Origin of the sequence: Lysobacter sp. H23M47 (assembly GCF_015209765.1) — a bacterium.
GTDB lineage: Bacteria > Pseudomonadota > Gammaproteobacteria > Xanthomonadales > Xanthomonadaceae > Novilysobacter > Novilysobacter avium.
Map to the genome: position 1 here is coordinate 1,305,318 of NZ_CP063658.1, position 25,309 is coordinate 1,330,626.

A 25,309-nucleotide genomic window follows, 5' to 3' on the forward strand; every position below is an offset into this window, starting at 1 on the left:
GGCGTCAACGTGGCTTCACGCGGTGGCTGGCACGCTGAAACGCATGCCGAGTCACACAGGAACGCTTTGGACGATTGGCCACTCCACCCGCGAGTGGCCGGTTTTCGTGGGAATGCTGAAGGACGCCAGGATCAGCGCGCTCGTCGACGTCCGCCGTTTTCCTGGCTCACGCCGCAATCCGCAGTTCAGTGCCGAGGCGATGGCGCGGGAGATGCCCGCCACCGGCATTCGATTCGTTCCGATGACCGACCTGGGCGGGCGCCGCAAGGTCGACCCCAACACGCATAACACGGCCTGGCGCAACGACAGTTTCCGCGGCTACGCGGACTACATGGAGACACCGGGATACGAGGCGGCACGTGACCGACTCGCCGATCTGGCGCTGAACGAGCGCGTCGCGATCATGTGCGCCGAGGCGGTCTGGTGGCAATGCCACCGCGGCCTCATCTCGGATGATTTCAAGGCGCAGGGCTGGGAGGTCATCCACCTGATGGCGCCGGGGCGCAGCGACGAGCATCCCTATACCTCGGCGGCCCGGATTGTCGACGGCAAGCTGGACTACTCCGCCCCCGAACCGCCGCAGGCGTCCCTGTTCTGAGACGCGTCGCTCAGCGATATCCCGCGGCCTGAAGTTCGAACAGTTCCGCATAGCGGCCGCCGGCGGCGAGCAGCTCCTCGTGGGTACCGCTCGCCTCCAGGCCGCCGTCGGCCAGCACCAGGATCCGGTCGGCCATGCGCACGCTGGAAAACCGGTGCGAGATGAGCACGGCGGTCTTTTCCGCGGACAATTCCTTGAATCGCTGGAAAACCTCGAACTCGGCCCGCGCGTCCAGCGCCGCAGTCGGCTCGTCGAGGATCATTACCTGTGCGTCGCGCATGTACGCGCGGGCGATCGCGATCTTCTGCCACTCGCCGCCGGACAGGTCCACGCCGGTCTTGAAGCGCCGGCCGATCAGCTGCTCGTAGCGGTCAGGCAGGCGCTCGATCATGTCTTCCGCCATTGCGCGTCGCGCGGACTCGCGTATCCGGCCGTGATCGTCCATCGCGTTGATCTGGCCGACGCCGATGTTCTCGCCCACGGTGAGGTGGTAGCGCACGAAGTCCTGGAAGATCACGCCGACGTTGGCGCGGAGCTCGTCGAGGTCGTATTCGCGCAGGTCGCGCCCGTCCAGCAGGATGCGGCCTTCGACCGGGTCGTAGAGACGTGCCAGCAGCTTCACCAGCGTCGTCTTGCCCGCACCGTTCTCGCCGACCAGGGCAAGCACCTCGCCAGCGCGCAGTTCGAAGTCCAGACCCCGCAGTGCCCACTTGTTGGCGTCCGGATAGCGGAAGCCAACGTTCTCGAACACGAAGCCGCTACGTATCGGCTGCGGGAACACAACGGGGTCGTTGGGAGAGATGATCCGGGGCTGGGTGGCGAAAAACGAGAACAGGTCATCCAGGTACAGCGCCTGCCCGGCAACCTGGGAGAAACCGACCAGCAGGCCTTCCAGCAGCTGGCGCAGGCGGCGAAAGCTGCCGGCCAGGAAGGTCAGGTCGCCGATGCTGAAGTCGCCGCGCACGGTGCGCCAGGCGATGTAGGCGTAGGCCGCGTAGTACCCCAGCGTCCCCAGCGCCGCCAGCGCTGAACCCCACAGCGCGCGTCGACGGGCAAGCGCGCGGTTGACGAGGTAGAACTTGTCAGCCAGCTCGGTGTAGCGGGCCACCAGGAAACGGTGGAGGTTGAAGATCTTGACCTCTTTGGCCGTCTCCACGCTCGCGCCCATCTGGCGCACGTACTCCAGCTGCCTGCGCTCGGGCGTCCAGGCGAAGTTGATCGAGTAGCCCAGCGCGTTGAAATGCGCCTCGCCCAGGAAGGCCGGAATGAGGGCCACCGCGAGCAGGGCGATCAGCCACGGCGCGTACACCAGCAGGCCGATCGCGAAGCTGACCACCGTGATCGCGTCCTGCAACTGGCCGAACAGCTGGCTGAGCAGATTTTGCCGCCCCATCGTCTGGCGCCGCGCGCGATCGAGCTTGTCCTGCAGGTCGGGATCCTCGAAGTCCTGCAGGTCCAGGGTCGCGGCATGTTCCATCAGGCGAACGCTGGTCGCGTTGGTGAACAGCTCCGAGAGCAATCCGTCGCCGTAACTGGTCAGTCGTCCCAGCAGGTCCGAGGCGATCGCCAGCCCGAACTCCATCGCCAGCAATGTCGCCAGGTAATTCAGCTGGCCGCTCTGCCACGCCACCTGGAGGGTGTCGAAAACGTTGCCTATGGCGACCAGGCGGATCGCCTCGTCGATGATCAGCTTGCCGATGTAGAGCGTGGCGATCGGCACGAGCGCGCGCACCACGCGCAGGCCGAGGGTCACGAGTGTCAGCGACCGGCTGGTCGCCCAGATCATGCGCAGGAAAGGCGGGAGGTTTCGCAGTGCGTCGAAGCGCTCGCGCAGCGAGGGCTTGGCGCTGGGGCGGCGGAGCGGGCCGTGGGCGGCCGTCTTCGTCTCAGCCATGCCGGGCTGCGCCGGGGTTACGCGACACGGGCGGTGCAATCAGCCCGTCATTTCGCGAGGGCGCACGTATATGACAAAGAATGAAATCCAAAAGCGGTTCTTCCTGGACGAAAGGCGCGTGATCGCACCGACGGTATGAGGGCGCAAGTCTGGCAACTCGCGGCGCTGCAGCGCGTGAATCACGCCTGACGGGTGCGCGGGCCTTGATCGCGCCAGTCCACGCATTTTCCCGCTCGCCTGACCAGGGTCAAGGCGCCGGCGATCAATTCGACGGATGCTGCATCTCCCCGATATCCGCTCATCAGGAGTTGAACCATGCTGCTCGAAGTTGAAAAGATCACCTGCGACAAGTGCGGTGACGCCATCCAGAAAGCCATCCTCGCGCAGGACCCCACCGCGCAGGTCACCGTCAATGTCGCCGACCAGCAGGTCCGCGTCGAAGGTTTGATCACCCAGCAGCAGGCCATCGACGCGCTGGTCGCAGCGGGCTACCCGGCCAGCAACGCAGCGCCGCACAGCGGCGAAGGCAGCGACTGCTGCGGCGGCTGCTCCTGATTTAAAGGGGAGGGCTGGCGGCGGGAGAGGCCGCCAGCCATTGGGGCTAGTACCGTCAGGGCGGCGCGCGCCCGTTGGAGCCCGGGCCGTTAGAATGGCCACCCCTTCGCCAGCCTGAAGTCCGCGCCGTGAGCAATGCCGCCAACCCGTTTGCCGTCCGCCAGCCCGTCTCGATCCGGCAGGAGGACTTCATCCAGTCCGTTGCCGACGCGTTGCAGTACATCTCGTACTACCACCCGGTGGACTACATCAAGAGCCTCGCGGCGGCCTACGAGCGTGAGGAAAGTGCGGCGGCCAAGGACGCGATCGCGCAGATCCTGATCAACTCGCGCATGTGCGCCGAAGGCCATCGGCCGATCTGCCAGGACACCGGCATCGTCACGGTGTTCCTGGAAATCGGTATGGACGTGCGCTGGGACGACGCCACTATGGGCGTTGAAGACATGGTCCACGAGGGCGTGCGCCGCGCCTACGCGCATCCCGACAACAAGCTGCGTGCCAGCGTGCTGGCCGATCCGGCCGGCAAGCGCGTCAACACCCGGGACAACACGCCCGGCGTCGTCAACGTCAAGGTCGTGCCCGGCAATACGGTCGATGTGATCGTCGCAGCCAAAGGCGGCGGCTCGGAGGCCAAGGCCAAGTTCGCCATGCTCAACCCCTCCGACTCCGTGGTGGACTGGGTGATGAAGACCGTTCCCACCATGGGTGCAGGCTGGTGCCCGCCGGGCATGCTGGGGATCGGCATCGGCGGTACCGCGGAGAAGGCGATGCTGCTGGCGAAGGAATCGCTGATGGAGCCGATCGACATCACCGAGCTGAAAGCGCGCGGCGCGTCCAACCGCGCCGAAGAGCTGCGGATCGAGCTGTTCGACAAGGTCAACGGCCTGGGCATCGGCGCCCAGGGCCTCGGCGGCCTGACCACGGTGCTGGACGTCAAGGTCAAGGATTTCCCGACCCACGCGGCCAACCTGCCCGTGGCGCTGATTCCCAACTGCGCCGCCACCCGCCACGCCCACTTCACCCTGGACGGCAGCGGTCCGGTGATGCTCGATCCGCCGTCACTGGAAGACTGGCCGCAGCTCACCTATGACGCATCCAAGGGCCGCCGGGTGGATCTCGATACGGTCACCGCCGAGGATGTTGCCAGCTGGCAACCCGGTGAGACGATCCTGCTCAACGGCAAGTTGCTGACCGGCCGCGACGCGGCGCACAAGCGCATTGTCGGCATGCTCGATGCCGGCGAGCCGCTGCCGGTCGACTTCGAGGGTCGCTTCATTTACTACGTCGGTCCGGTCGACCCGGTCCGCGACGAAGTCGTGGGACCGGCCGGTCCGACAACCGCGACGCGCATGGACAAGTTCACCGAGCAGGTGCTCAGCCAGACCGGCCTGCTGGGCATGGTCGGCAAGGCCGAGCGGGGCAGCGAGGCCATCGAATCTATCCGCCGCCACAAGTCCGTGTACCTCATGGCCGTGGGCGGCGCCGCGTACCTGGTCTCGAAGGCGATCAAGGCCGCGCGCGTGGTCGCGTTCGAGGATCTTGGGATGGAAGCGATCTACGAGTTCACCGTGCAGGACATGCCGGTGACCGTTGCAGTGGATTCAACCGGAGAGTCGGTGCACGTCACCGGTCCGCGCGAGTGGCAGGCACGGATCGGGACGATCCCACTGCAATTGGCAGAAGCCTGACCGCGGACCAGGGTCGGCCTCAGAACCACTCCAGCAGCGAGATCCCCAGGCCGACCTGGGTGGAGCGGTGGTTGTAGTCGATCAGGCTCTCGCCATAGCCGTCGAACACCTGCACGTGGCCGCGCAGCGTGCGGGTCAGCGGGAAACCCCAGTCGAACTGCAACGCCCCGCGCGAATCGCTGCCGGTACGAAGGGAATGCCGCGCCATCAAGGCGAACTCGTGCCCGTCGCGCACATGCACCAGCGTTGCATCGGCCCGGCCCATGTAGTTCTCGATGTCGGGGTTGTCGTCGTCGCTGCCGTCCGACAGCCGCCACCATGGCCGCACCATCAGCGCCCAGTCCTCGCGATCCATGCCGATGTTGACCATCACCCGGTTCCAACTGCGCGAAAGCGGATCGGCACGCCCGTTGGACTGGTGGTTGACACCAACACCCAGCATCCGCCCGCGCCAGCCGCCGGGCAGCCCGTAGTTGTTGCGGAAGACCAGCATGACCTCCGGCTCGTAGTTGGATTCGCGAAACGGGCGCGAATCGTCGCCCTGGTAGACCTGCCAGTGGGAGGTCTGCGTGTAGCCCATCCAGAGGTCGCCGTTGTTGCCGATCAGGTTCTCAAGTGCCTTGGTCTTGAAGCTGACCTGGAACTTGGCTTCAACGCTTTTCAGCGAAACCGGCTGCGCGGGAATGTTGGCATCGGAGCTGGTGGGATGCTTGTTGGGGCTGCTGTTCCAGACGGCCGGCAGCAGGTACACCGGCTTGTAGGCGCGCAGGTTGAAAATGCCCAGCTTGGAATCGCGCGCCAACTCCCAGCGACTGTCCAGCAATCCTCCCTTGCCCGCGTTGGCAATGCGCTCAACCAGCGCGTCATCCCCGGTGTCGGTGCTGAACAGATTGCCGGCCACCAGACGCGCGCGCGCCGCCGCCGGGCTGGCCTGACCTTGCTGGACGTCCTGCTCGGCCCGCTGCGCGCGCTGCTCGCGGGCGACATCGGCGTCCTCGTCCGCACGCGCGGTATCGGCCGCGCGTCGGGCAAACACGTTGTCGTAGCAGGCCAGGCGCTCGACATCGAGGCTGAGCGGTACACACGCTTCGGCGGTGGTCGGGGACTCGGGCGACATCAGGTCCTGCGCCGCGACGGGCGCGGCCATGGCCAGCGACGCCAGGACCAACAGGGGCAGGGTTGCGGGGTGGAGCGCAGGCGGTTGTTTCACGGGTTCGCTCATGGAGGCTCAGGGGTCGGGCGACATCAGGTCGTCTGGGGAGTGGGCACGTTGCTCATCCGCCAGCTGTTCATCGATATCACGGTTGATGGACGTGTCCTGCGGCGCGGTGTCGGGACTTTCGTCCATCGCCACCGCTTCGGCCGGCGATGGCTCGGCAATGGCGGTGGCCTGGTCGGGGGCGGGCATTGCCACGACGTGCTGGATGGAGCGCGGCGGCTGGATGCCGGCCAGGAAGAAGCCGTTGCGCACCGCGCGGATCGCTGCGCTGCGCACACCGCCCAGATCGTTCTTGCGCTGGTCGATCCAGCCAAAAAACTGGATCCGCAGCTCGTTACCGTCGTAGCTGTTGATGATCGAGGACGGCCGCGGATCGGCGAGCACGCCATCGATGCTGGCGATGCGCTCCAGGCCGGTTTCCTGGGCAGTGCCCATGGACGACGCCGCGTCGACCGGTATCACGAAGTCGAAGCGGCGCTTCGGGTTGCTGCTGAAATTGAGCACGACCGACTTGAACACCAGCGCATTGGGCAGGCTGAGACGGTTGCCGTCCAGGGTCATCAGGATCGTTGCGCGCGAGGTAAGGGCGACCACCTTGCCCTCGTAGGTGTCGATGCGCAGGGTGTCGCCCGGCGAAAACGGGCGGCGCAGGCCCAGCAGCACGCCGGCGACGTAATTCTCGGCGATGTCCTTGAAGGCAAAGCCGACCACCAGGCCGATCACGCCCGCCGAGCCCAGCACCGCGCCGAGCAGCGACGTCGCACCCAGCAGGTTGAGCGCGGACAGGACACCGACGATCAGCACCAGCCACTGGACGAGGTTGCGGGCCAGCCCGTTGATGTACGGATTGGCGGTGCGCAGCTTGTGCTTGCCGATGCGCACGCCCAGCCACCGTCCCAGCCACCACGACGCAACCACCATCGCCACCGCGACGATCAGCAAGGGCAGCGCCGCCAGCAGGCGAAACACCTTGTCCTTCGCGATGGCGCTGGCCGCGTCAAGCCGGTCGATCAGGTGCGTGCTGAGGGTCAGGTGGTTCTCCACGGCGCTGATGCCGGGGTGCTGGCTTGCGATCTGCTCGGCCAGCGCGCGGTCCTCGACCTCCAGCACGCTGCCTTCCAGGCGGGCGACCCCGGCGGTTACCGTCACGTTGACGTCCTGCATGCCGTCGGCCTTCTGCAGGCGGCGCGCGACCTGCAAGGTGAGCGCGTCATCGTCCGGCGCGACCGCCTCGGCGTCCGGGGCCGGATCAGGATCGGTTCCGGGCCGTTCGGCGGCGGGGCTGTCCGCAGCGGCAGCGGGGCGTTCGGGCTGAGCAAGGCCCGGATCCTGCGAGGCCGGCGCCACGCCGGGCAGCAACAACACGAACAGCGCTGCGAGCAACGCCGGAAGCAGGAGCGACGATCTGGGCATCAACACATTCCGCACCGTGGGATCACAACTGGGACTTGAAGGGCAGCGACACATGCTCGGCCATCTTCTCGCGCCACGGGCGGTTGAGCCACATCTCGTGGGTGTAGCGCTTGGCGGACTTCAGATCGTGCTCGAACACCGCTGTCATCGCCTCGGCAAACGCACGGTCGTAGATGTTCAGGCTGGCCTCGTCATTTAGCCTGAACGAGCGGATATCGAAGTTGGTGGAGCCGACCGAGGTCATCTGGCGGTCCACCACCAGCAACTTGGTGTGCATCATCGTCGGCTGGTATTCGTGGATCTCGATCCCGTTGCGCAACAGCGCGCCCCAGGTCGAGCGCGACGAGATCCGCACCGTGGCCGAGTCGATGTGCGGCCCGGGCAGGAGGACGCGGATGCGCACGCCACGTTCGCGCGCGGCCAGCAGGGCCTCGACGATCAGCTCGTCAGGGACGAAGTACGCCGCTGCAAGATCGATGGACTGGTGCGCGGCGGCGATCGACATCAGGTACATCAGGTGCATGCTCTCGCTGCCGCCGGCGGGCGAGGCGATGATCATGTGCGCGTCCATGTCGCCCGCGTGCTCGAGCGGTGGAAAGTAGGTCGGACCGCTGAGCACGACGCCGGTGGTCTTGATCCAGTTGTCGTTGAACGCGGCCTGGATCTGCGCGACGGCCGGCCCGTCGATCCGGAAATGCATGTCGCGCCAGTGATCCGGATCCTCGGCCTTGCCCTCCCACTGGTCGGCGATCCCGACACCGCCGGTGAAGCCGACGCGGCCGTCGACGACCAGCAGCTTGCGGTGGGTGCGGTTGTTCATCCGGGTCAGGCTGTACCAGTGCGGCGGCCGGTAGCGCTGCACCTCAACGCCCGCGTCCTCCATCGATTGCAGGAGCGTCTGGTCCATCTTCAGGCTGCCGACCCAATCGATGGTCACGTGCACCGGCAGCCCGGCCCTGGCGCGTTCCGACAGCGCATCGCTGAATTCGCGGCCGATCTCACCGGACCAGTAGATGTAGGTCTCGAAGGTGATCGAGGTGCGCGCAGCGCGGATGGCCTCCAGCATCGCCGGAAAGATCTCGCGCCCGTTGTTGAACGCCTGGACCTTGTTGCCCGGCAGTATCCCCGGCCCGAGCATGACCGCCATCTCGCGCTCGTACTGCTCGTCTCCGGTTGCATAGTGGTGGTTGATGCGACGCTCGATGTGCTTTTCCGAGGTCGAGAAGTTCAGCCCGATCACGACCACGATGGCAGTGACGAGCACAGTCAGCACGATGACCCATGTCATATGTTTGCGGCTCCAGGACAGCATGGAATTCCCCTTGTCTCCGCGGCTACTGTGAATGTCCGGGGCGGCGCATGACGTGAAGGATGCGCGGCGCGCCGGCGGCGCCGGTCAAAAAAACCACGCTGCGGCAAAGATGCCCAGCATGGCGAAGACCACCCCGATCTTGAGCACCGTCCCCACCAGCATGCCAAGCCACGTGCCAAGGCCGACACGCGTCGCGCGCCCCAGGTGGCGGTCGTGCAGCAGCTGGCCCGCCAGCGCGCCCACGAACGGACCGGCCAACAGCCCGAGCAGGCCAAAAAACAGGCCCACCACGGTACCTGCGACGGCCCCGGCAAGCGCCAGTCGACTCGCGCCGACCCGCTTGGCGCCTGCGGCCGTCGCAAGCAGATCGATCGCAACCGACAACACCGTCAGCACCCCCAGAACCAGCAGGATCCACGGTCCGACCTGCTCAAAGCCGTTGGCCCACGCGGCCAGCAACATCCCGGCGAAGATCAGCGGGATGCCCGGAATGGCGGGCAGGACCGTCCCGGCCACGCCCAGCACCACCAGCACCACGGCGAGCACGTAGTAAAGCGATTGCAGGTCCAAATCGTGAATCCGTCAGCAAAAGTGATTGCATTATCACTGTTCCCGGGGTAGTTTCGGGCCGCTGTTTGTCAGGGTCATCGTGAATCACGGCCCGATGTGCTGGTTCCCGGATCGCTCATCGTTGCACCTTGTTTCTTCCTTGCAACCAGCCTGGCGCAGCCGCGCCGGTTCAACTCAGACTGTTCCAGGGAGCTTCAAGATGTCCAACCGTGAAAACGGAACCGTAAAATGGTTCAACGATGCCAAGGGTTTTGGCTTCATCAGCCGTGAGAATGGCGAAGACGTGTTCGTCCATTTCCGGGCCATCGAGTCCGACGGCTTCAAGAGCCTGCAGGAAGGCCAAGCGGTCTCCTTCGTGGTCACGCAGGGCCAGAAGGGCTTGCAGGCCGACCAGGTCCGCCCCGAGTAAGGGACGGAACTGCGCCAACAAAAAACCCCGGCCAGTCCGGGGTTTTTTGTCGCCTGCGCAATGACTGCCGCAGGCGATCAGATCAGGCTGGTCAGATCATGCTGGCTCAGCGCAGGTGTGCCGCACCGCCGTAAACGCGCACGTAGGAACCTTCACGCATGCCGTTGACGTTCTTCTGGTCAACCGACACGGTGCGGCCGTTGTCCATGCGCACGTGGACGCGGTAGACGTCACCTTGCACGTTGTTCTGGATCGCGTTGCCGGCAAGGGCACCGGCAGCTGCGCCGGCGACTGTCGCCGTGTTGCGCTTGCCCTTGCTCTTGCTGCTGCCGAGCTCACGGCCCGCTACCGCGCCGACCACGCCGCCGAGTACCGCGCCGGTCGCGTTGGGAACATTGGAGCCGGTCGAACCCATGTGCTCGATGCGCACGATGGTGCCGCAGTCCTGGCAGCTGGTCTGGCTGCCGTAGGCGGGCTGCGTGTTGTAGCCGCCGGAGCTGTAGCCCGGGCTGGTCGCACAGCCGGCCATGGCAAGCGCGGCGGCGGCGACGAACGCGGTGGTGATGGAGCGCTGTTTGGTGATGTTCATGGGGTTCTCCGACCTTGGATTTGGGGTGGGCAACAAGCCACGCAGCCAACTTAGGGCGGTGCCGATGAACGCAGGGTCAATCCGCGGGGTACCTGCCGGGAATCAGCGGAAGTCCTGGTGGCATGCCTTGCAGTTTTCGCCGATCTTTTTTGTGGTCGCGGCGAGGCTCTCGCATCCTTCGGCCGGACTGGCGAGCGCGGCATCCAGGGTGGCGCGCAGATCGCCGGCGTGGCCCGCGAAGCGCGCGTCATCGGCAAGGCCCGGGAAGGCGGGCTCAAGGTCGTCGCTGACGGTGCGCAGCGCCTTGATGTGCGGCTGGGAGTCGGACGCGCTGCAGCGGTTGGCCTTGATCTTCCCGCCCAACTGCGCGGCATGGGCCTCCATCATGTGCATGGCGGCGCCCGGGAAGTGGTCCTGCCAGGTCTTGCGGCCTTCCAGCGCGCGCAGCAGCATCACCGTGGCCAGTACACCGATGGCCAGGCCGACCAGCACCAGGATGATGTACTTGGCGCCGTTGCCATGGGGCTTGTGGTCGCCGTACGGGGTCTCGCGCTGGGGGTTGTCCATGGGGCTCGCTTCCTGATGTTTGGCCGAACGATAGCACGCACCGCGCGGACTCCAGCCGGCCGCGGGCTCTACAATGCCGCGATGGAAAACCACCCCCTGGACCCCGTCCTGCTGGAGCGATTCGGCGGTATTGATCGGCTGTACGGCACCGGCGCGCTTGCCCGTTTCAGCCAGTCGCGCGTGGCTGTCGTCGGCATGGGAGGCGTGGGCTCCTGGGTCGTCGAGGCGCTGGTGCGCAGCGGCGTCGGCCGGCTGGTGTTGATCGATGCCGATGACATCTGCGTGTCCAACTCCAACCGGCAGCTGCCGGCGCACGAGGGCCAGTTTGGGCGGCCCAAGGTGGTGGCCATGGCGGAGCGCTGCCGGAGCATCAACCCGTTGATCGAGGTGGAGGCGGTCGAGAGCTTCCTGACCGCCGCGAACGTGGGCGAGTTGCTGGACCGTGATTTCGACCTCGTATTGGACGCCTGCGACAGCTTCCGCAGCAAGGTGGAACTGATTGCCTGGTGCCGGCGCCGGAAGCTGCCGCTGGTGGTCTGCGGTTCGGCCGGCGGGCGGTTGGATCCGACCCAGATCCGCGTACGTGACCTGTCGCGTACCGAGCATGACGCGATGCTGGCGCTGATCCGCAAGAAGCTGCGCGCCGAATTCAATTTTCCGCGCAGCCCGCAGCGCTACTTCAGCGTGCCGGCGGTGTACTCGCTGGAAAACGTGAAGTACCCGCAGGTCGATGGCACGGTCTGCGGTGTGCGTCCGAGAGTGGCGGGCGAGGCGTCGCTGAAACTTGATTGCGGCGCGGGTCTGGGTGCGGCGACGCACGTCACCGGGGCGTTTGCGTTCGCAATGGTGGGCAAGGCGCTGGAGTTACTCTTGAAGGGGCGGGCTGCGGCCTAGCGAGGACGCTTGTTGGTGTGGCGCTGGATGGGCCTGTGATGTTTCACGGGTCAGTGGAAGTCGCGCGAGCGGGTGTCCAGCGTTCCCAGCAATGGGGTCAGGTTTTCCAGTCGCTTGGCGATCAGGTGCTGCACGCCGCCGCGTGATTCCAGCCGGCCTTCCACTGCCAGCAATTGCGATTCCAGCAGTTCACGTCGCTGGCGCACGGCCAATTCGTTCCAGACCACCACGTTGGTCATGCCGTCCTCGTCCTCCAGGGTGAGGAAGACCACGCCGCTGGCGGTCTGCGGACGCTGGCGCAGAGTCACCAGTCCGGCCGCGCGGACGTGGCGTCCGTGTGGAAGCTTGGCGATCTCGCCCGAGCGTCGCCAGCGCCGCGCATCCAGGATCCGGCGCAGCATCGCCAGCGGGTGGCGGCCCAGGGTGGTGCCGGTCATGGCGTAGTCCGCGCGCATGTCCTCATCGGGCGAGGGCAGGGGCAGCACGATGCGTTCGGGCTCGCGGCTGGTGGCCGGGTCGGCGAACAGGGGCAGTTGGGGTTCGATACCGGTGATCGCCCAGCGCGCGCGGTGGCGGTGTCCGGCCAGTCCACGCAGCGCCCCGGCATCGGCCAGCAGGGATTGGCCGCGGCGATCCAGTGCCGCCCGGGCGCACAGGTCAGCGACATCGTGGAAGGGCGATTGCGCGCGTGCCTGTTCAATGCGCCGGGCGGCCTCCATGCTGAAGCCGCGCACCATGCGCAGGCCGAGGCGGATGGCGGGTTGGGGGGATTCGCCGGATCGGGCGGAGCGCCGTTGCATCGACGTGGAGCCGCGTAGCGCGGGCGCGGCATTCGCATTCGCATTTGCATTCGCTTCCAGGCTGCAGTCCCAGTCGCTGTAGCGCACGTCCACCGGCAAAGTGCGGATGCCGCGGCGGCGTGCGTCCTGCAGCAACTGGTCGGGCGAGTAGAAGCCCATCGGCCAGGAATTGATCAGCGCGCAGGCGAAGGCGGCCGGCTCATGGCATTTCAGCCAGCTGCTGGTGTAGGCGATCAGGGCAAAGCTGGCCGCGTGCGACTCGGGAAAGCCGTAGCTGCCGAAGCCCTTGATCTGCTCGAACAGGCGCTCGGCGTATTCGACGCTGTAGCCGTTGCGCAGCATGCCGGCCATCAGCCGCTCGCGGTACGGCTCCAGCCCGCCGCGACGCTTCCAGGCGGCCATCGAGCGGCGCAGCCGGTCGGCCTCGTCGGCGCTGAAGTCGGCGGCGACCATGGCGATCTTCATCACCTGCTCCTGGAACAGCGGCACGCCCAGGGTGCGCTTGAGCACGGTCTCCAGCTGGGGCGAGGGGTAGGTGATCGCCTCCTCGCCGCGGCGACGGCGCAGGTAGGGATGGACCATGTCGCCCTGGATCGGACCGGGACGGACGATCGCCACCTGGATCACCAGGTCGTAGAACTCGCGCGGGCGCAGCTGCGGCAGCATCGCCATCTGCGCGCGCGACTCGATCTGGAACACGCCCACGGTATCGGCGCGGCTGATCATCTCGAAGGTGTCGCGGTCATTGACGGGGATATCGGCGACGGTGATGTCGCGGCGACCGCTGGCGCGCAGCAGGTCCAGGGTCTTGCGGACGGCGGTCAGCATGCCCAGCGCGAGGCAGTCGACTTTCAGCAGGCCCATCGCGTCCAGGTCGTCCTTGTCCCACTGGATCACGGTGCGGTCGTCCATCGCCGCGTTTTCCACCGGCACCAGGGTGTGCAGCGGATGCTCGGAGATCACGAAGCCGCCCGGGTGTTGGGAGAGGTGGCGGGGCATGCCGATCAGCTGCTCCGTCAGCGCCACCAGCTGGCGCATCACCGGGGATTCGGGGTCGAAGCCGCGCTCGCGCAGGTGCTCGTCGAGCGGCGCCTGGCCGCTCCAGCGGTCCAGCGTGGAGGCCAGCTCGCCCAGCAGGTCCTGCGGCAGACCCAGTGCGCGACCGACGTCGCGTACTGCGCCACGTCCCCGGTATTGGGTCGCTATGGCGGTCAGCGCGGCGCGCTCGCGGCCGTAGCGCTTGAAGACGTACTGGAGGACTTCCTCGCGGCGCTCGTGCTCGAAGTCGATGTCGATGTCGGGTGGCTCGTCACGCTCGCGGGAGATGAAGCGCTCAAACAGCAGGTCCATCAGCACCGGATCGATCTCGGTGACGCCCAGCACGTAGCAGATGACCGAGTTGGCGGCCGAGCCGCGGCCCTGGCAGAGGATGTTGCAGGAGCGGGCGTAGCGCACGATGTCGTGCACGGTGAGGAAGTAGGACTCGTAGCGCTTGTAGTGGACCAGTTCCAGCTCGTGCTCGATCAGCGCGCGCGCCTTGGGCTGGACGCCGCCGGGCCAGCGCCACGCCGCGCCTTCCTCGACCAGTTGCCGCAGCCACGAGGCGGCGGTGTGGCCGACCGGCACCAGTTCGTGGGGGTATTCGTAGCGCAGTTCGCGCAGGCTGAAACGGCAGCGTTCGGCGATGCGGACGCTCTCGGCGAGCAGGTCCTCAGGGTAGATCGCCGCCAGCGCGCGGCGGCTGCGAAGGTGGCGCTCGCCGTTGGGGAACAGGCGGTGCCCGGCATCGGCCAGGGTGGTGTGGTGGCGGACCGCGGTCAGGGTGTCCTGCAGGGCGCGCCGGCCGCGCACGTGCATGTGCACGTCGCCGGTGGCGACCAGTGACAGACCGAGGCGCTCGCCCAGATTGCGCAGGCGGGCCAGGCGGGCGTCGTCGTCCGGGCCGCGATGCAGCTCCACCGCCAGCCAGACGCGGTCCGGGAAGGTGGCGTGCAGCCAGCGGGCATGGTCGCTGTCGAGGGCGTCATCGCGGGTGTCGACCCGTGGCAGCCAGAGCGCGAGCAGGCCGTCGGTACCCGGATCGCTGTCACTTGGTAAGGCGTGGGAGGCGAAGTCCTCGCGCAGCATCCGGTACTCGCCCTTGGGGGCACGCCGACGGGCGCGGGTCAGGCATTGGCACAGGCGCGAATAGCCGGCCAGGTTCTCCACCAGCAGGACCAGTTTGGGTCCGTCCTCCAGCTGGATCTCGCTGCCGACGATCAGCGGCACGCCGGATTTTTCGGATGCCTCCAGCGCGCGCACGATGCCGGCCAGCGAACCCTCGTCGGTGATCGCCAGGGCGCTGTAGCCCTGTTGCCGGGCGCGCTCGAACAGCTCGGCTGCGGTGGATGCGCCGCGCTGGAAGCTGAAGGCGGACAGGCAGTGCAGCTCGGCGTAGGCGGGCAGGGGCGTGCTCACCGGTTTCATGAGAACCAGCCGTGCAGCATGAAGCCGTCCGCCGCGCTGCTGGCGGGGTGGTGACCGGTAAGGCGCGGGGGATCGCCGGCGGCGCGGTAGGCCCAGGCGCGTTGACCCTGGCTGGTCTGCAGCAGGTAGTAATCACGGCGCAGGTCGCCGTCCCACCACCCGGTCTCGATGCGTTCGGGTCCGGCGAGGATGCGCAGCTGGTGATCGCGCAGCGGCATCGGATGCGGCAGCAGCCAGCCCGGACGGGGCAGGTCGGCGGGGGCAGCGACCCGCGAGTGCTCGGCCTGCCACGCCCGTTCGGGGCGATGGTCGGCGCGCACGCCCAGACCCTGCACGGATTCATCGCCGAGCCGGGCCCGCAGGCGCTCGCGCAGTTGCTCCCACGGCACCGCCTGTTGCGGGCGCGCATCGAACAGGTCGCGTCCGGCCGGCACGAACGGGGGCAGTTCACGGGCCAGCAGCTGCACGCCGCGCACCGGGGCGGGAACCCGCGCCTGCTCCAGCCGGCCCCGGGCCAGTTCGAACAGCATCGCCGGGTCTCGCTCGGGCGCCAGCAGGCCGACCACCACCTCGGTATCGGCGCAGCGCTCGTGCTCCAGCACCAGGGTGAAACGTTCCACGCCGCCGTCGCGTCCGGCCAGGTAGGCGGCCAGATCGGCGGTCAGGCGGCGCAGCGGAAACAGCAGCGCCTGGCTGGACTCGACGTCGTAGTTGAGGTCGATCCGCGAGCTGAAGCTGTCGGGCGGCTGGTAATAACGCAACGGGGTGGGCAGCGCGCCGGTGAGGCGGTCCAGGTGGGCGAGGGCGTCCTTGCCCACTCGCCGGCCCAGCGCCACGCGCGGCAGCGCGACGACCTGGCCCAGCTTGCGCAGCCCCATCCGGCGCAGGCTGCTGGCCACCTCGGCGGGCAGGCCGCTGCGCTCCACCGGCAACTGGGCAAGCGCGTTGTGCAAGGGGCCATCGGTCAGGATGGCCAGCCCGTCATGCTGGTTGGCCAACGCGCGGGCGGCATACGGGTTGGGTGCCAGAGTGACGCGGTGGCGGAATCCCAGCGCCTTCAGGTCCTCGCGCAGCTGCGCCTCGAACCGCGGCCAGGGACCGAACAGCTTGAAGCTGGCCTCGACCTCCAGCAGCAGGGCCGAGGGCATCTCGTGGCTGACCAGCGAGCTGTAGCGGTAGGCCCACGCGGCCAGGAAGCTGTGCCAGCGCACGTCATCGGCCGGATCGTGGGCGATGGCGGTGAAGCGGCTGCACAGGGCCTGCGCCGCGCCCAGGGATTGCCCGGCCCGCAGCCCGGCGGCTTTGGCGGAGGCGTTGACGGCGCGCAGCACGCGGCGCTGCGCCGGCCCGGTCACCAGCGCCAGTGGGGCGGCGGGGTCAGGGTGGCGGCGCAGGACGCCGTCGAGCGCCAGTTGCGGCAGGAGGATGCAGGCCCAGAGCATGGGCGGGTCTCAATGGGTCCGCGCCGGCAGCGCATGCAACTTGTGCACGCGTGAGGGTGGGAAGGCCCGGACCACGCCGCCCTGCCGGGAAGGCGGCCGGCTGCCGTCCGCGGCAAACGGGATCGCCTGCGGGGGCGGGTTGCCGCCCCGGCACTTGAGTACCCGCAACCGGGCTGGGTCGGCGTCGACGGCGATCCGCAGTGCCGCCGGCGAGGGATTGGCTGCCGCCTTCATCGGTCGCAGCGCAAACCCCAGGCACTGCCCGGCCTCGGCGGCCACCTGCAGGCGGCGCAGGGCGCGGTCGTCCACCTGACGGGGCCAGCACAGCACCGCCGAGCAGGCCGCCGAACGCAGGCACTGCTCGGTGGCCCACAGCGCGTCACGCGGATCGGCGCGGACGATCTGCAAACGCTGCAGGCGGATGCCGGCATTCATCCAGGCCGGCGCATAGGGCAGGTACGGCGGCGCGATCAGCGCGATCATGCCGTCGGCCTGCGACAACCGGGCCAGGGTCGGCCACAGCAGGCGCAGTTCGCCCACGCCGTCGGCCGGCAACAGCAACTCGGTCAGGCCTGTTTCCGGCCAGCCGCCCTCGGGCAGGGCATCGTCCAGCTCGGGAAAACCGGTCGGCTGGCTGGATGGCGCGCGCGGGGCGGGCCGGCCACGCCAGACCTGGCGCGACTCCAGCAGGGATTCCAGGGAGCTGACCACCGCCATCAGCCCGGCCTCACCAGTCCGGCAAACAGCCCTTCGATGGCGAAGTCGACGATGCGGGCGTCGATCTCGATCGGGGCGTAGGCCGGGTTTCGCGGCAGCAGGCGCAGATGGCCGCCATTGCCTTCCGCACCACCGGTGTCCAGTCGCTTCACCGTCAGCTCGCCTTCGATCCGGGCCACCACCGTCTGGCCGTGGCGGGCCTGCGGCGTGCGATGCACGCCAATCAGATCGCCGGGCAGGATGGCGTCCAGGATCATCGAGTCGCCCTCGACCTCCAGCAGGTAGTCCGGACGCAGGCGGAACAGGGACGGGTCCAGGGTGAGTTCGCGCCGCACCTCCGGGTCCGAGCCGATTGGCTGGCCGGCCGCGACCCGACCCAGCAAAGGCACCTGCAGCAGGCCATCACCCGGTGTGCCGGCAGTGTCCGGGCCGGTGAGCCGGATACCGCGCGCACGCCCGGTGGCCAGTTCGATCAGGCCCGCCTGCGCGAGCACTTCCAGGTGGTGCCGCGCCGAGCGGTTCTGGCGGAAACCGAAGGCGCGGGCGATCTCCATCTGCGACGGGGGGTAGCCGTGACGGGCGATGTGCTCGCGCAGATAGGCGAGCAGGCGGTGCTGGGTGTCGGAGAGGTCCATGTACTAATAATAGTACCTGTCTGTCTCACGCATTGAGATACGCCGCGGCTCAGGCGAGGTCGAACAATTCCGTCTGCACGCTGCCCGCATCCTCCTCGATGAACCCCGAAAGCCCGACTCCCGCCAGCCGATACAGCGTGTCCCCGGGCAAGGTGACGCGGTCGCGCAGGTCGCAGGCGATATCGGCCAAGGCGTCCAGCGTGGCCGGCCGCGTGGGCGGCGTCAGGCTGCGGGTCAGGATGCGGAAATCAGCGGTCTTGAGCTTCAGCACCACCGTGCGTGGCGTGCGATCGGGATGGCGCTGCCGCTGGCGCTGGCAGCCGTCCCAGGTCTTCTCTGCCAGACGCCGGATGTGCGGCTCCAGTTCCGCCAGTGGAAGGTCGCGCTCGAAGGTGTCTTCGGAGGAAATCTGCACACTCAACCGTTCCGAGCGCACCGGGCTGTGGTCGATGCCCCGCGACAGCTGATGCAGGCGGCGGCCCCAGCGACCGAAGCGCATCTCCAGCTCCTCGCCGGCGACCTCGCGCAACTGGCCTACGGTAGCGATGCCCAGCTCGGCCAACTTGCCCTGCATCACCTTGCCCACGCCGGGGAGGCGGCCGACCGGCAGGGGAGTGAGGAACGCCTGCACGTGGCGGGGCCGGATCACGAAGGTGCCGTCGGGCTTGTTCCAGTCCGAGGCGATCTTGGCCAGGAACTTGTTGCCCGCGACGCCGGCCGAGGCCGTCAGCCCGGTTTCTGCCCTGATTGCGGCGCGAATCGCCTCGGCAGTAGCGGTGGCAGAAGGGAGGCCGCTGCGGTTCTCGGTGACATCCAGGTACGCCTCGTCCAAGGACAGCGGCTCCACCAGGTCGGTGTGGCGCAGGAAGATCTCGCGCACCAATCGCGAGGCCTCCTTGTAGCGCGTGAAGTCCGGCGGAATGAAGATCGCATCCGGACACAGGCGCTCGGCCCGCATCGCCGGCATCGCCGAGCGCACGCCGAACACACGAGCTTCGTAACTCGCCGCCACGACGACCGAGCGCGCACCGCGCCACGCCACCACCACCGGCTTGCCGCGCAGTGACGGGTCGTCACGCTGCTCGACGGAGGCATAGAAGGCGTCCATGTCGACGTGGAGGATCTTGCGAAGCGGGGTGGGCATCGGGGAAAGCGGCGTCTTTGGAAAGGAACAACGGCCGGGCAGGCCGCCGACCGCATCCATTGTGCGACAAGTTGCCGCCCCGGTTGCCGTCGTCACGCGCTCTTTGGCACGCTGGGGATCCTGGTTTGCGCAATAGCCGCCAACCGCTCCGGAGCCACCCATGCAGCAACCCCGTCATTTCTCGATGCTCCGCGAATTCCAGCTTGCGGACTGGTTCACCCTTGGCAACGCGTTCTGCGGCACCGGGGCGATCTTCGCAGCAATGCGCTTCCTGCAGGAGGGCGTGGTGTTCGACCTGATGATCGGCATGGCGCTGATCCCTCTGGCCTTCATCTTCGATGCGCTGGACGGCCGGGTCGCGCGCTGGCGCAAATCCGCCTCCACCCTGGGCCGCGAATTGGACTCGCTGGCCGACGTGATCTCCTTCGGCGTGGCGCCGGCGGCGCTTGCCTATGCGTGCGGCATGCAGGGCGGCTGGGACTGGGTGATCCTGAGCTTCTTCGTGGGTTGCGGGGTGAGCCGACTGGCTCGCTACAACGTGACCGCCGAGCAGTTGTCCGGCGACGAGGGCAAGGTCAAGTACTTCGAAGGCACGCCGATCCCGACCAGTCTGGTGCTGGTGATCGTGCTGTGGATCGCCGCGGCGCAGGGCGCGATCGGATCGCAGCTGTGGCTGGGCGTGCTGAAGATCGGTCCGTGGCAATTCCATCCGCTGGTACTGATGTTCGCGCTGTCCGGCGCGCTGATGGTCAGCAAAACGGTGCGGATTCCCAAACCCTGATGAAGCGCGTGGTGCACGGGTACGCAACGACGGCGTTGCTATGATCAACGCCAGCTTGGGAGAGGTTCAATGAGCAATCAGGGATTTGGTTCGGGCGGGTTTCCTCCCGGTGGTTTCGGCAACGTCGCCGACGCCGGGGAACTGGGCGAACTGGCCCGTCAGTACTGGAGCCAGTGGGGCGAGATGCTGCGCGCAGGCGGCCAGGGTGCGCCGGCGTCGGGCTTCGTCGGCACTGCTGGTTTCCCGGGCATGGGTTTCCCCGGTGGCAACGGCCCGACCGCGACCCCGGGCCTGCCCGGCTGGAACGAGGCGGTGAACTGGTGGTCCCAACTGGCCAGCGGCGGGAGGCCGCAGGCCGACGCGACCGTGCAGCGCTTCAATACCCAGGCCCAGGGCTGGTACGCACAGATCCAGGAACTGGCTGCGCGCTTTGCCGGCCAGGAAGCCAGCGCGCGCGATGTCAGCCAGGCATGGAAGGAGATGTTCGGTGGCCACGCGGCCAACCCCTTCGCCGATGCGCTCAAGGGCATGCAGGGGCAGGGCCAGCAGGGTTTCGAGCAGTGGATGGCGCAGGTGTCACCGTGGCTGGAGAAGCTGCGCGAGGGCAGCAACGCCTGGCTGGAAACCCCGACGTTCGGCCTCAACCGCGAGCATGAGCAGCGCTGGAAGGAGCTCATCCAGGCGCAGCAGGCGTACCAGCGCCACAACAAGGGCTACCAGGCGCTGATGAGCGAAGCGCTGCAGGATGCCTTCAAGCGCTTCGAGAAGAAACTCGACGAGTGCAGCCAGCCAGGCAACAGGCTCGAGTCCATGGGCGCGCTGTTCGACCTGTGGATCGATGCGGCCGAAGATGCGTATGCCGACATCGCCATCTCGCCCCGGTTCCGCGACGCCTACGGCGCGTTGGGCAACGCGCAGATGACCTTGCGCGCGGCGGTGCAGAAGGAAATCGAGCACCTGGGCGATTCGATGGGCATGCCGTCGCGGACTGAAGTGGATGCCGCACACCGCAAGATCACCCAGCTGGAGCGCGAGCTTCGCCGGCTGCGTGCACAGATCGAGGCTGTCGGATCGGGCGACTCGCGTGCCACAAACGCGGGCGTTTCCGCGCGCGCGGCGCCTGAGCCAAATGCGGCGCCTGATGCGCCGGCACAGAAACCGGCGACGCAACCGGCCACGCAACCCGCCGGTGCCAGCAAGCCCGCGAGCAAGCACCGCGACGTTGGTGACACCGCGGCCAAAAAAGCCGCCAAGCGGGCGACGGGCAAGCCGCCCAGGAAAGCGGCCAAGTCGGTCGCCGCGAAGCAGCCCGCGAAATCCGGAGCAAAGAAAACGGCCAAGGCAACCGCTGCCAGAAAGGCCGCTGGTGGCAAAACAACCGCGAAAAAGGCCGCTGCCAGCGCGCCTCGCGCGGCAGTAAAGAAAACCATCACAAAGGCCAGCTGACATGGACACTTCCTCACCATTCTCCGTCGGCCCCTTCGACTTCAGCGCCGATGCGCTGGCGCGGGAAGCGGGCGGCGTGCAGGAGAAGATGCGCGCGGGGCTGAAGACCCTCCACCAGGTGGGAGACATCAGCTACGGCGCGACGCCGAAAGAGGAGGTCTGGAGTGACGGCAAGGTCACCCTGTACCGCTACCGTGGCGCGCAACTGGAAGACGGCCGTGCACCTACCGCCAAGGTGCCCCTGCTGATTGCCTACGCGCTGGTCAACCGGCCGTACATGGTGGACCTGCAGGCAGACAAGTCGATCGTGCGTGGGCTGCTCGCCCGCGGCGAGGACGTCTACATCCTGGACTGGGGCTACCCCGATCGCTCCGATCGTTACCTCGAGCTTGAGGACTACATCCAGCGCTATTTGGGCGGCGCGATCGACCACATCCGCGCGGCCCACCACCTGGACGCCATCAACCTGCTGGGCATCTGCCAGGGTGGTGCCTTCTCCCTGTGCTTCGCGGCGCTGAACCCGGCCAAGATCAAGAACCTCGTCACCATGGTCACTCCAGTGGACTTCCACACCGAAGACAACATCCTGTCGAACTGGATCCGCGAAGTCGACGTGGACCTGATGGTCGACACGCTGGGCAACATCCCGGCCGACATGATGAATTTCACCTACCTCACGTTGAAGCCGTGGCGGCTTTTCGTGCAGAAGTACGTGGGCCTGATCGACATCATGGATAACAAGGAGGCGCTGGAGGACTTCCTGCGCATGGAGAACTGGATCTTCGACTCGCCCGACCAGGCCGGAGAGGCATTTCGCCAGTTCACCAAGCAGTTCTATCAGGCCAATGGCTTCATCAAGGGCAGCATCCGCATCGGCGACCGCAGCGTGGACCTGTCGCGGGTCGACATGCCTGTGTTGAACGTGTTCGCCCAGCACGACCATCTCGTGCCGCCGTCCTCATCCCAGGCGCTGGGTGGCCTGGTGGGCACGGAGGACTACAGCGAACTCTCCTTCCGCGGAGGCCATATCGGCATCTACGTCTCCAGCCGTGCGCAGCGCGAGGTGCCGCAGGCCGTGCACGAGTGGCTCGCCCAGCGCTCTAGCTGACCTAAGGAGGTTTCCCAATGAAATCCGCATCCGGCCCTTTTACCCGCTCGCGCACCGATCGAATGCTGGCCGGCGTCATGGGCGGCATCGCCAGGCGCTTTGGCTGGAACTCCAACCTGTTGCGAGTTCTGTACGTGATCTTCTCAATCGCGTCGGCTGCGTTCCCCGGCATCATCGTCTACCTGATCCTGTGGCTGCTCATGCCGGAGGAAGGTCCCTGACAAGCCGCCCGCGGGCGCTAGGGGCGAGGCTGGCGGTGCTTGCCGGAATCGCGTGGACATCGCCCAACACGCTCCTGGGGCTCGTGTTGGGCATTGCCGGGCTGCCCTTCGGCGCGCGCGTGCATTGGCGTGCTGCGGATCTGGCGCTGGTGTTCCATCGCTGGCGTTGGGGCCCCGGCGGGGCGCTTACGCTGGGTAACGTCATCATCCACACCGGCGATGATCTGGACGCCTCGTGCCTCACCTATGCGCACAGGGCGGGGTGGGGCATCGAGACCCCGGTCTGCCTGGCCGATCACGAGCGCGCCCACGTCTTCCAGTACATGCTCCTGGGGCCGCTGTTCCTGCCCCTGTACCTGCTGTGCGGCGGCGTCAGTGCGCGCAACCGCTTCGAGCGCGCGGCTGACCGCTATGCCCTGAGCGGCCGCGGCTGGTGGCCTTGGTAAGGGCAAAAAAGCTGGAGCACGACGCGCGCGCTCCGCTATACTCCCGGTCCGCGCCGAAGTGGCGGAATCGGTAGACGCAGCGGATTCAAAATCCGCCGATGGAGACATTGTGGGGGTTCGAGTCCCCCCTTCGGCACCAGATAAAAAAAAGGGCCTGCGAACTATCGCAGGCCCTTCGTTTTGGCCCTGTAGTAACGCCTCGGGCTGTCGGTGGTTGGCAGGGAGCTGCGTCCGTTCCCGGCACCGCTGCCGGATCAGGACATCGGTTCGGGTTCACGCAGCTCGCCGATCTTCGGCGGCAACGGGATGAATTCCTCGTTGTCCAGGTCCGGCAGTTTCATGCGTCCCGCGGACCAGTCCTCGCGCGCCTGGTCGATGCGCTCCTTCGAGGAGGACACGAAGTTCCAGTCGATGTAGCGCGGCCCGACCGGATCGCCGCCCAACGCCATCACCACCGCGTCGCCGTCGGCGGTGATGGTTGCCGCCTTGCCGGGAGCGAGGACGGCCATGAACCCTTGTTCGATGCGCTGACCGTCCAGATCCACTGCGCCTCGTGCCACGTAGACCGCACGCTCCGGGTATTCCGCCGGCAGCGAGACCCGGGCGCCGCCCCGCATGTCCCAGTGGACATAGAACTGGGGGGACTCGGTCCGCACCGGCGAGACCACGCCCGACAGGCTCCCCGCAATCAGACGGCCGACCACGCCCTCGGCGTCAAACACCGGCAGCGCCGCGCTGGTGTAGTGCCAGAACCCGGGGTCCATTTCCTCACGCTCGTCGGGCAGCGCGACCCAGGCCTGGATGCCGTCCAGCAGCCCGCCTTCCCGGCGCAGGCGTTCAAAGCGCTCAGAGTGCGTGATTCCGCTGCCCGATGTCATCAGGTTGATCTCGCCGGGTCCTACCGCCTGCTCCGATCCGACACTGTCGCGATGCATGATCTCGCCATCGAACAGATAGGTCAGGGTGGACAGACCGATGTGCGGATGCGGGCGCACATCCGCCTCGCGGGGCAGGCCGGGCGCCATGTCCTTGGGGCCCATGCGGTCAAAGAAGATGTACGGGCCCACCATGCGGCGCTGCGCGAACGGAAGCACGCGTCCGACCTCGAAACTGCCGAGGTCACGGGTGCGCTGCTGGATGACAAGTTCGATCACGCAGGTATTCCTTCTGACTCAGCTGTCCGCCGGCACCTTGCTCAGCATGTGCTCGATGTGCTCGTGGAAGGACTTGAGGTAGTTGCCGAGAAACTCCGCGGTGGACTCGTTCGCGATCTCGCCGGCGTCGTTGATCATCCCGTCCTTGAAGTGGATGTAGGCCTCGGGTGAATTCATCTGCGGGGAGTCGAGGAAGCCCAGGATGCTGCGCAGATGCTGCTGGCAGACCGCGGTCCCGATCGCGCCGATCGATGCACCGACCACGGCGGACGGAATCCCGGCAAACGAGTTGGTTCCCCAGGGGCGGCTGGCCCAGTCGAACGCGTTCTTCAGCCCGCCCGGAACGGAGCGGTTGTACTCCGGCGTCACGATCAGCACCGCGTCGCAGCTCTCGATGTCCTTCTTGAATTTGCGCCCGACCTCCGGGTAGTCCGGGTCGTAGTCGTAGCTGTAGATCGGCAGGTCGCGGTAGGAGATCTCCTCGAACTGCAACGCTTCCGGTGCCAGCTTGAACATCGCATTGGCCAGCTTCCGGTTGATCGATTCGGTGGCCATGCTGCCAATCAGGTACCCAACTTTGTACGTCTTCATCGCTCAGCTCCTTGTGCCCGACGGGAGGGACCTCCCGTAGTATCTGGGACCCTTATACGGCCGGGGCAGTAACGGATCGATGAAACACCTTAGCTCCACCGAGCGTCTCTACGCGCTGGTCGCCAATGAAGAGGACGCGCGCGTCTGCACCGACATCAGCGAGGATGCGTGCAGGGAAGTGCCCGGCAACTTCTTCCGCATCATCGTCGCCAGCATGTTCACCAAGATCGGCGACCTGCTGATCAACCCCAAGACCGTGCTGGCCTTTCGTGGTCGTACTCGCCCAGCAGCGCGGTGAAAGCGCCGCACTGTTGGGCGGCTTCGTCGTTGCCTCCGGGCTGGCCAGCGCGATCAGCGCCAGCGTGTGGGGCTTCATGGCCGATGCGTCCAGCCGTCAGGTGATGATCCTGGGCGGCGGAATGGCCGCCGCGGTGTGCCTGTTCGTCGCCGGGCTGACGCTGCTGGATCCCTCGTGGCGCGTCGGCGGGTGGTTCTATCCCGGGGCGTTTTTTTTTGTGTTGGCGATCGCCCATTCTGGCGTGCGCATCGGCCGCAAGACCTACCTGGTGACATGGCCGAGGGCAACCGGCGCACCGACTACACGGCGGTCAGCAACACCGTGATCGGAGTGCTGCTGCTGGCGACTGGCG

General features: G+C 67.1%; 26 protein-coding genes and 1 tRNA gene. 13 read left to right on the forward strand and 14 right to left on the reverse strand.

Going from position 1 to position 25,309, the window contains the following annotated elements; all coding sequences use genetic code 11:
• Positions 1 to 43: 43 nt before the first annotated feature.
• Entirely contained in the window at positions 44 to 598 is a 555-nt protein-coding gene (locus INQ43_RS05915; RefSeq protein ID WP_194037417.1) for a DUF488 domain-containing protein, read from the forward strand.
• Positions 599 to 608: 10 nt separating this feature from the next.
• Here the strand turns inward: INQ43_RS05915 and INQ43_RS05920 are convergent, their stop codons facing one another.
• Positions 609 to 2,492, reverse strand: a complete 1,884-nt coding sequence (locus INQ43_RS05920) for an ABC transporter ATP-binding protein (RefSeq protein ID WP_194037418.1) — start codon at positions 2,490 to 2,492, stop codon at positions 609 to 611.
• Between the two features lie 315 nt (positions 2,493 to 2,807).
• On the opposite strand from INQ43_RS05920, the gene INQ43_RS05925 reads away from it, so the two are divergent.
• Positions 2,808 to 3,047, forward strand: coding sequence for a heavy-metal-associated domain-containing protein (locus tag INQ43_RS05925; RefSeq protein ID WP_043957797.1), 240 nt, complete (start codon positions 2,808 to 2,810; stop codon positions 3,045 to 3,047).
• A gap of 128 nt (positions 3,048 to 3,175) precedes the next feature.
• Complete coding sequence (locus INQ43_RS05930) at positions 3,176 to 4,735, forward strand: fumarate hydratase (protein WP_194037419.1); 1,560 nt, start codon at positions 3,176 to 3,178, stop codon at positions 4,733 to 4,735.
• A gap of 19 nt (positions 4,736 to 4,754) precedes the next feature.
• On the opposite strand, the gene INQ43_RS05935 is transcribed toward INQ43_RS05930, so the two are convergent.
• From INQ43_RS05935 to INQ43_RS05950, 4 genes are all read right to left on the reverse strand, one after another.
• Positions 4,755 to 5,957 carry a phospholipase A gene (locus INQ43_RS05935; protein ID WP_194037420.1) on the reverse strand — a complete coding sequence of 401 codons (1,203 nt, stop codon included), beginning with the start codon at positions 5,955 to 5,957 and terminating at the stop codon, positions 4,755 to 4,757.
• Positions 5,958 to 5,963: 6 nt separating this feature from the next.
• Positions 5,964 to 7,367, reverse strand: a complete 1,404-nt coding sequence (locus INQ43_RS05940) for a mechanosensitive ion channel family protein (RefSeq protein ID WP_194037421.1) — start codon at positions 7,365 to 7,367, stop codon at positions 5,964 to 5,966.
• 22 nt (positions 7,368 to 7,389) lie between these two features.
• Positions 7,390 to 8,655: a phospholipase D-like domain-containing protein gene (locus INQ43_RS05945; RefSeq protein WP_194037422.1), complete on the reverse strand. Its 1,266-nt coding sequence runs from the start codon at positions 8,653 to 8,655 to the stop codon at positions 7,390 to 7,392.
• Between the two features lie 108 nt (positions 8,656 to 8,763).
• On the reverse strand, positions 8,764 to 9,249 hold the full coding sequence (locus tag INQ43_RS05950; RefSeq protein WP_194037423.1) for a DUF456 domain-containing protein: 486 nt from the start codon (positions 9,247 to 9,249) through the stop codon (positions 8,764 to 8,766).
• Between the two features lie 199 nt (positions 9,250 to 9,448).
• On the opposite strand from INQ43_RS05950, the gene INQ43_RS05955 reads away from it, so the two are divergent.
• Complete coding sequence (locus INQ43_RS05955) at positions 9,449 to 9,658, forward strand: cold-shock protein (RefSeq protein ID WP_043957790.1); 210 nt, start codon at positions 9,449 to 9,451, stop codon at positions 9,656 to 9,658.
• A gap of 106 nt (positions 9,659 to 9,764) precedes the next feature.
• Here INQ43_RS05955 and INQ43_RS05960 read toward each other — a convergent pair whose 3' ends face one another.
• Entirely contained in the window at positions 9,765 to 10,247 is a 483-nt protein-coding gene (locus tag INQ43_RS05960) for a glycine zipper 2TM domain-containing protein (protein WP_194037424.1), read from the reverse strand.
• A gap of 102 nt (positions 10,248 to 10,349) precedes the next feature.
• Positions 10,350 to 10,814 (reverse strand): cytochrome c, encoded by a 465-nt coding sequence (locus tag INQ43_RS05965; protein ID WP_194037425.1) that lies wholly within the window; start codon positions 10,812 to 10,814, stop codon positions 10,350 to 10,352.
• 96 nt (positions 10,815 to 10,910) lie between these two features.
• Between INQ43_RS05965 and INQ43_RS05970 the strand changes: the two genes are divergently transcribed.
• On the forward strand, positions 10,911 to 11,708 hold the full coding sequence (locus INQ43_RS05970) for a tRNA threonylcarbamoyladenosine dehydratase (RefSeq protein WP_194037588.1): 798 nt from the start codon (positions 10,911 to 10,913) through the stop codon (positions 11,706 to 11,708).
• Positions 11,709 to 11,758: 50 nt separating this feature from the next.
• Here INQ43_RS05970 and INQ43_RS05975 read toward each other — a convergent pair whose 3' ends face one another.
• Genes INQ43_RS05975 through dinB form a run of 5 tightly spaced genes read right to left on the reverse strand, consistent with a single transcriptional unit; the run spans position 11,759 to position 18,912 of the window.
• Entirely contained in the window at positions 11,759 to 14,965 is a 3,207-nt protein-coding gene (locus INQ43_RS05975; protein ID WP_228062638.1) for an error-prone DNA polymerase, read from the reverse strand.
• 5 nt (positions 14,966 to 14,970) lie between these two features.
• The gene (locus INQ43_RS05980) at positions 14,971 to 16,416 is read right to left on the reverse strand and encodes a DNA polymerase Y family protein (protein WP_194037427.1); all 1,446 of its coding nucleotides are present in this window, start codon (positions 16,414 to 16,416) and stop codon (positions 14,971 to 14,973) included.
• Between the two features lie 9 nt (positions 16,417 to 16,425).
• Positions 16,426 to 17,133 carry a translesion DNA synthesis-associated protein ImuA gene (imuA, locus tag INQ43_RS05985; RefSeq protein WP_194037428.1) on the reverse strand — a complete coding sequence of 236 codons (708 nt, stop codon included), beginning with the start codon at positions 17,131 to 17,133 and terminating at the stop codon, positions 16,426 to 16,428.
• Entirely contained in the window at positions 17,133 to 17,768 is a 636-nt protein-coding gene (lexA, locus tag INQ43_RS05990; protein ID WP_194037429.1) for a transcriptional repressor LexA, read from the reverse strand. The genes imuA and lexA overlap by 1 nt, the downstream gene beginning before the upstream one ends.
• Before the next feature lie 49 nt (positions 17,769 to 17,817).
• On the reverse strand, positions 17,818 to 18,912 hold the full coding sequence (gene dinB / locus INQ43_RS05995; protein ID WP_194037430.1) for a DNA polymerase IV: 1,095 nt from the start codon (positions 18,910 to 18,912) through the stop codon (positions 17,818 to 17,820).
• 160 nt (positions 18,913 to 19,072) lie between these two features.
• On the opposite strand from dinB, the gene pssA reads away from it, so the two are divergent.
• The 6 genes from pssA (at position 19,073) to INQ43_RS06025 (ending at position 23,053) form a co-directional block, all read left to right on the forward strand.
• Positions 19,073 to 19,693, forward strand: coding sequence for a CDP-diacylglycerol--serine O-phosphatidyltransferase (gene pssA, locus INQ43_RS06000; protein WP_194037431.1), 621 nt, complete (start codon positions 19,073 to 19,075; stop codon positions 19,691 to 19,693).
• Between the two features lie 69 nt (positions 19,694 to 19,762).
• A complete protein-coding gene (gene phaE, locus INQ43_RS06005) occupies positions 19,763 to 21,139 on the forward strand; it encodes a class III poly(R)-hydroxyalkanoic acid synthase subunit PhaE (protein WP_194037432.1) in 1,377 nt (458 codons plus the stop codon).
• A 1-nt stretch (position 21,140) separates the two neighbouring features.
• Positions 21,141 to 22,247, forward strand: a complete 1,107-nt coding sequence (locus tag INQ43_RS06010) for a class III poly(R)-hydroxyalkanoic acid synthase subunit PhaC (protein WP_194037433.1) — start codon at positions 21,141 to 21,143, stop codon at positions 22,245 to 22,247.
• A gap of 17 nt (positions 22,248 to 22,264) precedes the next feature.
• On the forward strand, positions 22,265 to 22,468 hold the full coding sequence (locus INQ43_RS06015) for a PspC domain-containing protein (protein WP_194035565.1): 204 nt from the start codon (positions 22,265 to 22,267) through the stop codon (positions 22,466 to 22,468).
• A 35-nt stretch (positions 22,469 to 22,503) separates the two neighbouring features.
• Positions 22,504 to 22,914 (forward strand): hypothetical protein, encoded by a 411-nt coding sequence (locus INQ43_RS06020; protein ID WP_228062639.1) that lies wholly within the window; start codon positions 22,504 to 22,506, stop codon positions 22,912 to 22,914.
• Between the two features lie 52 nt (positions 22,915 to 22,966).
• Positions 22,967 to 23,053: transfer RNA gene (locus tag INQ43_RS06025), tRNA-Leu, on the forward strand.
• 115 nt (positions 23,054 to 23,168) lie between these two features.
• On the opposite strand, the gene INQ43_RS06030 is transcribed toward INQ43_RS06025, so the two are convergent.
• On the reverse strand, positions 23,169 to 24,068 hold the full coding sequence (locus INQ43_RS06030) for a pirin family protein (protein ID WP_194037434.1): 900 nt from the start codon (positions 24,066 to 24,068) through the stop codon (positions 23,169 to 23,171).
• A gap of 18 nt (positions 24,069 to 24,086) precedes the next feature.
• Positions 24,087 to 24,659, reverse strand: a complete 573-nt coding sequence (locus tag INQ43_RS06035; RefSeq protein ID WP_194035567.1) for an NADPH-dependent FMN reductase — start codon at positions 24,657 to 24,659, stop codon at positions 24,087 to 24,089.
• Between the two features lie 79 nt (positions 24,660 to 24,738).
• Here INQ43_RS06035 and INQ43_RS12895 point away from each other — a divergent pair, with 79 nt between their 5' ends.
• Together INQ43_RS12895 and INQ43_RS12900 are read left to right on the forward strand one after the other, a co-directional pair.
• On the forward strand, positions 24,739 to 24,957 hold the full coding sequence (locus INQ43_RS12895) for a hypothetical protein (RefSeq protein ID WP_228062640.1): 219 nt from the start codon (positions 24,739 to 24,741) through the stop codon (positions 24,955 to 24,957).
• Positions 24,929 to 25,282: a hypothetical protein gene (locus INQ43_RS12900; protein ID WP_228062641.1), complete on the forward strand. Its 354-nt coding sequence runs from the start codon at positions 24,929 to 24,931 to the stop codon at positions 25,280 to 25,282. Before INQ43_RS12895 ends, INQ43_RS12900 begins: the two co-directional genes overlap by 29 nt.
• Positions 25,283 to 25,309: the final 27 nt, after the last annotated feature.

Coding starts and splice junctions, on each gene's coding strand:
- INQ43_RS05935 (WP_194037420.1), bottom strand. CDS start 5,957: ATGAGCGAACCCGTGAAACAACCGCCTGCGCTCCACCCCGCAACCCTG.
- INQ43_RS12895 (WP_228062640.1), top strand. CDS start 24,739: ATGAAACACCTTAGCTCCACCGAGCGTCTCTACGCGCTGGTCGCCAAT.
- INQ43_RS05940 (WP_194037421.1), bottom strand. CDS start 7,367: ATGCCCAGATCGTCGCTCCTGCTTCCGGCGTTGCTCGCAGCGCTGTTC.
- INQ43_RS05920 (WP_194037418.1), bottom strand. CDS start 2,492: ATGGCTGAGACGAAGACGGCCGCCCACGGCCCGCTCCGCCGCCCCAGC.
- INQ43_RS06035 (WP_194035567.1), bottom strand. CDS start 24,659: ATGAAGACGTACAAAGTTGGGTACCTGATTGGCAGCATGGCCACCGAA.
- INQ43_RS06015 (WP_194035565.1), top strand. CDS start 22,265: ATGAAATCCGCATCCGGCCCTTTTACCCGCTCGCGCACCGATCGAATG.
- imuA (WP_194037428.1), bottom strand. CDS start 17,133: ATGGCGGTGGTCAGCTCCCTGGAATCCCTGCTGGAGTCGCGCCAGGTC.
- INQ43_RS06010 (WP_194037433.1), top strand. CDS start 21,141: ATGGACACTTCCTCACCATTCTCCGTCGGCCCCTTCGACTTCAGCGCC.
- dinB (WP_194037430.1), bottom strand. CDS start 18,912: ATGCCCACCCCGCTTCGCAAGATCCTCCACGTCGACATGGACGCCTTC.
- INQ43_RS05915 (WP_194037417.1), top strand. CDS start 44: ATGCCGAGTCACACAGGAACGCTTTGGACGATTGGCCACTCCACCCGC.
- INQ43_RS05960 (WP_194037424.1), bottom strand. CDS start 10,247: ATGAACATCACCAAACAGCGCTCCATCACCACCGCGTTCGTCGCCGCC.
- INQ43_RS05925 (WP_043957797.1), top strand. CDS start 2,808: ATGCTGCTCGAAGTTGAAAAGATCACCTGCGACAAGTGCGGTGACGCC.
- INQ43_RS05980 (WP_194037427.1), bottom strand. CDS start 16,416: ATGCTCTGGGCCTGCATCCTCCTGCCGCAACTGGCGCTCGACGGCGTC.
- lexA (WP_194037429.1), bottom strand. CDS start 17,768: ATGGACCTCTCCGACACCCAGCACCGCCTGCTCGCCTATCTGCGCGAG.
- INQ43_RS05945 (WP_194037422.1), bottom strand. CDS start 8,655: ATGACATGGGTCATCGTGCTGACTGTGCTCGTCACTGCCATCGTGGTC.
- INQ43_RS05965 (WP_194037425.1), bottom strand. CDS start 10,814: ATGGACAACCCCCAGCGCGAGACCCCGTACGGCGACCACAAGCCCCAT.
- phaE (WP_194037432.1), top strand. CDS start 19,763: ATGAGCAATCAGGGATTTGGTTCGGGCGGGTTTCCTCCCGGTGGTTTC.
- pssA (WP_194037431.1), top strand. CDS start 19,073: ATGCAGCAACCCCGTCATTTCTCGATGCTCCGCGAATTCCAGCTTGCG.
- INQ43_RS05955 (WP_043957790.1), top strand. CDS start 9,449: ATGTCCAACCGTGAAAACGGAACCGTAAAATGGTTCAACGATGCCAAG.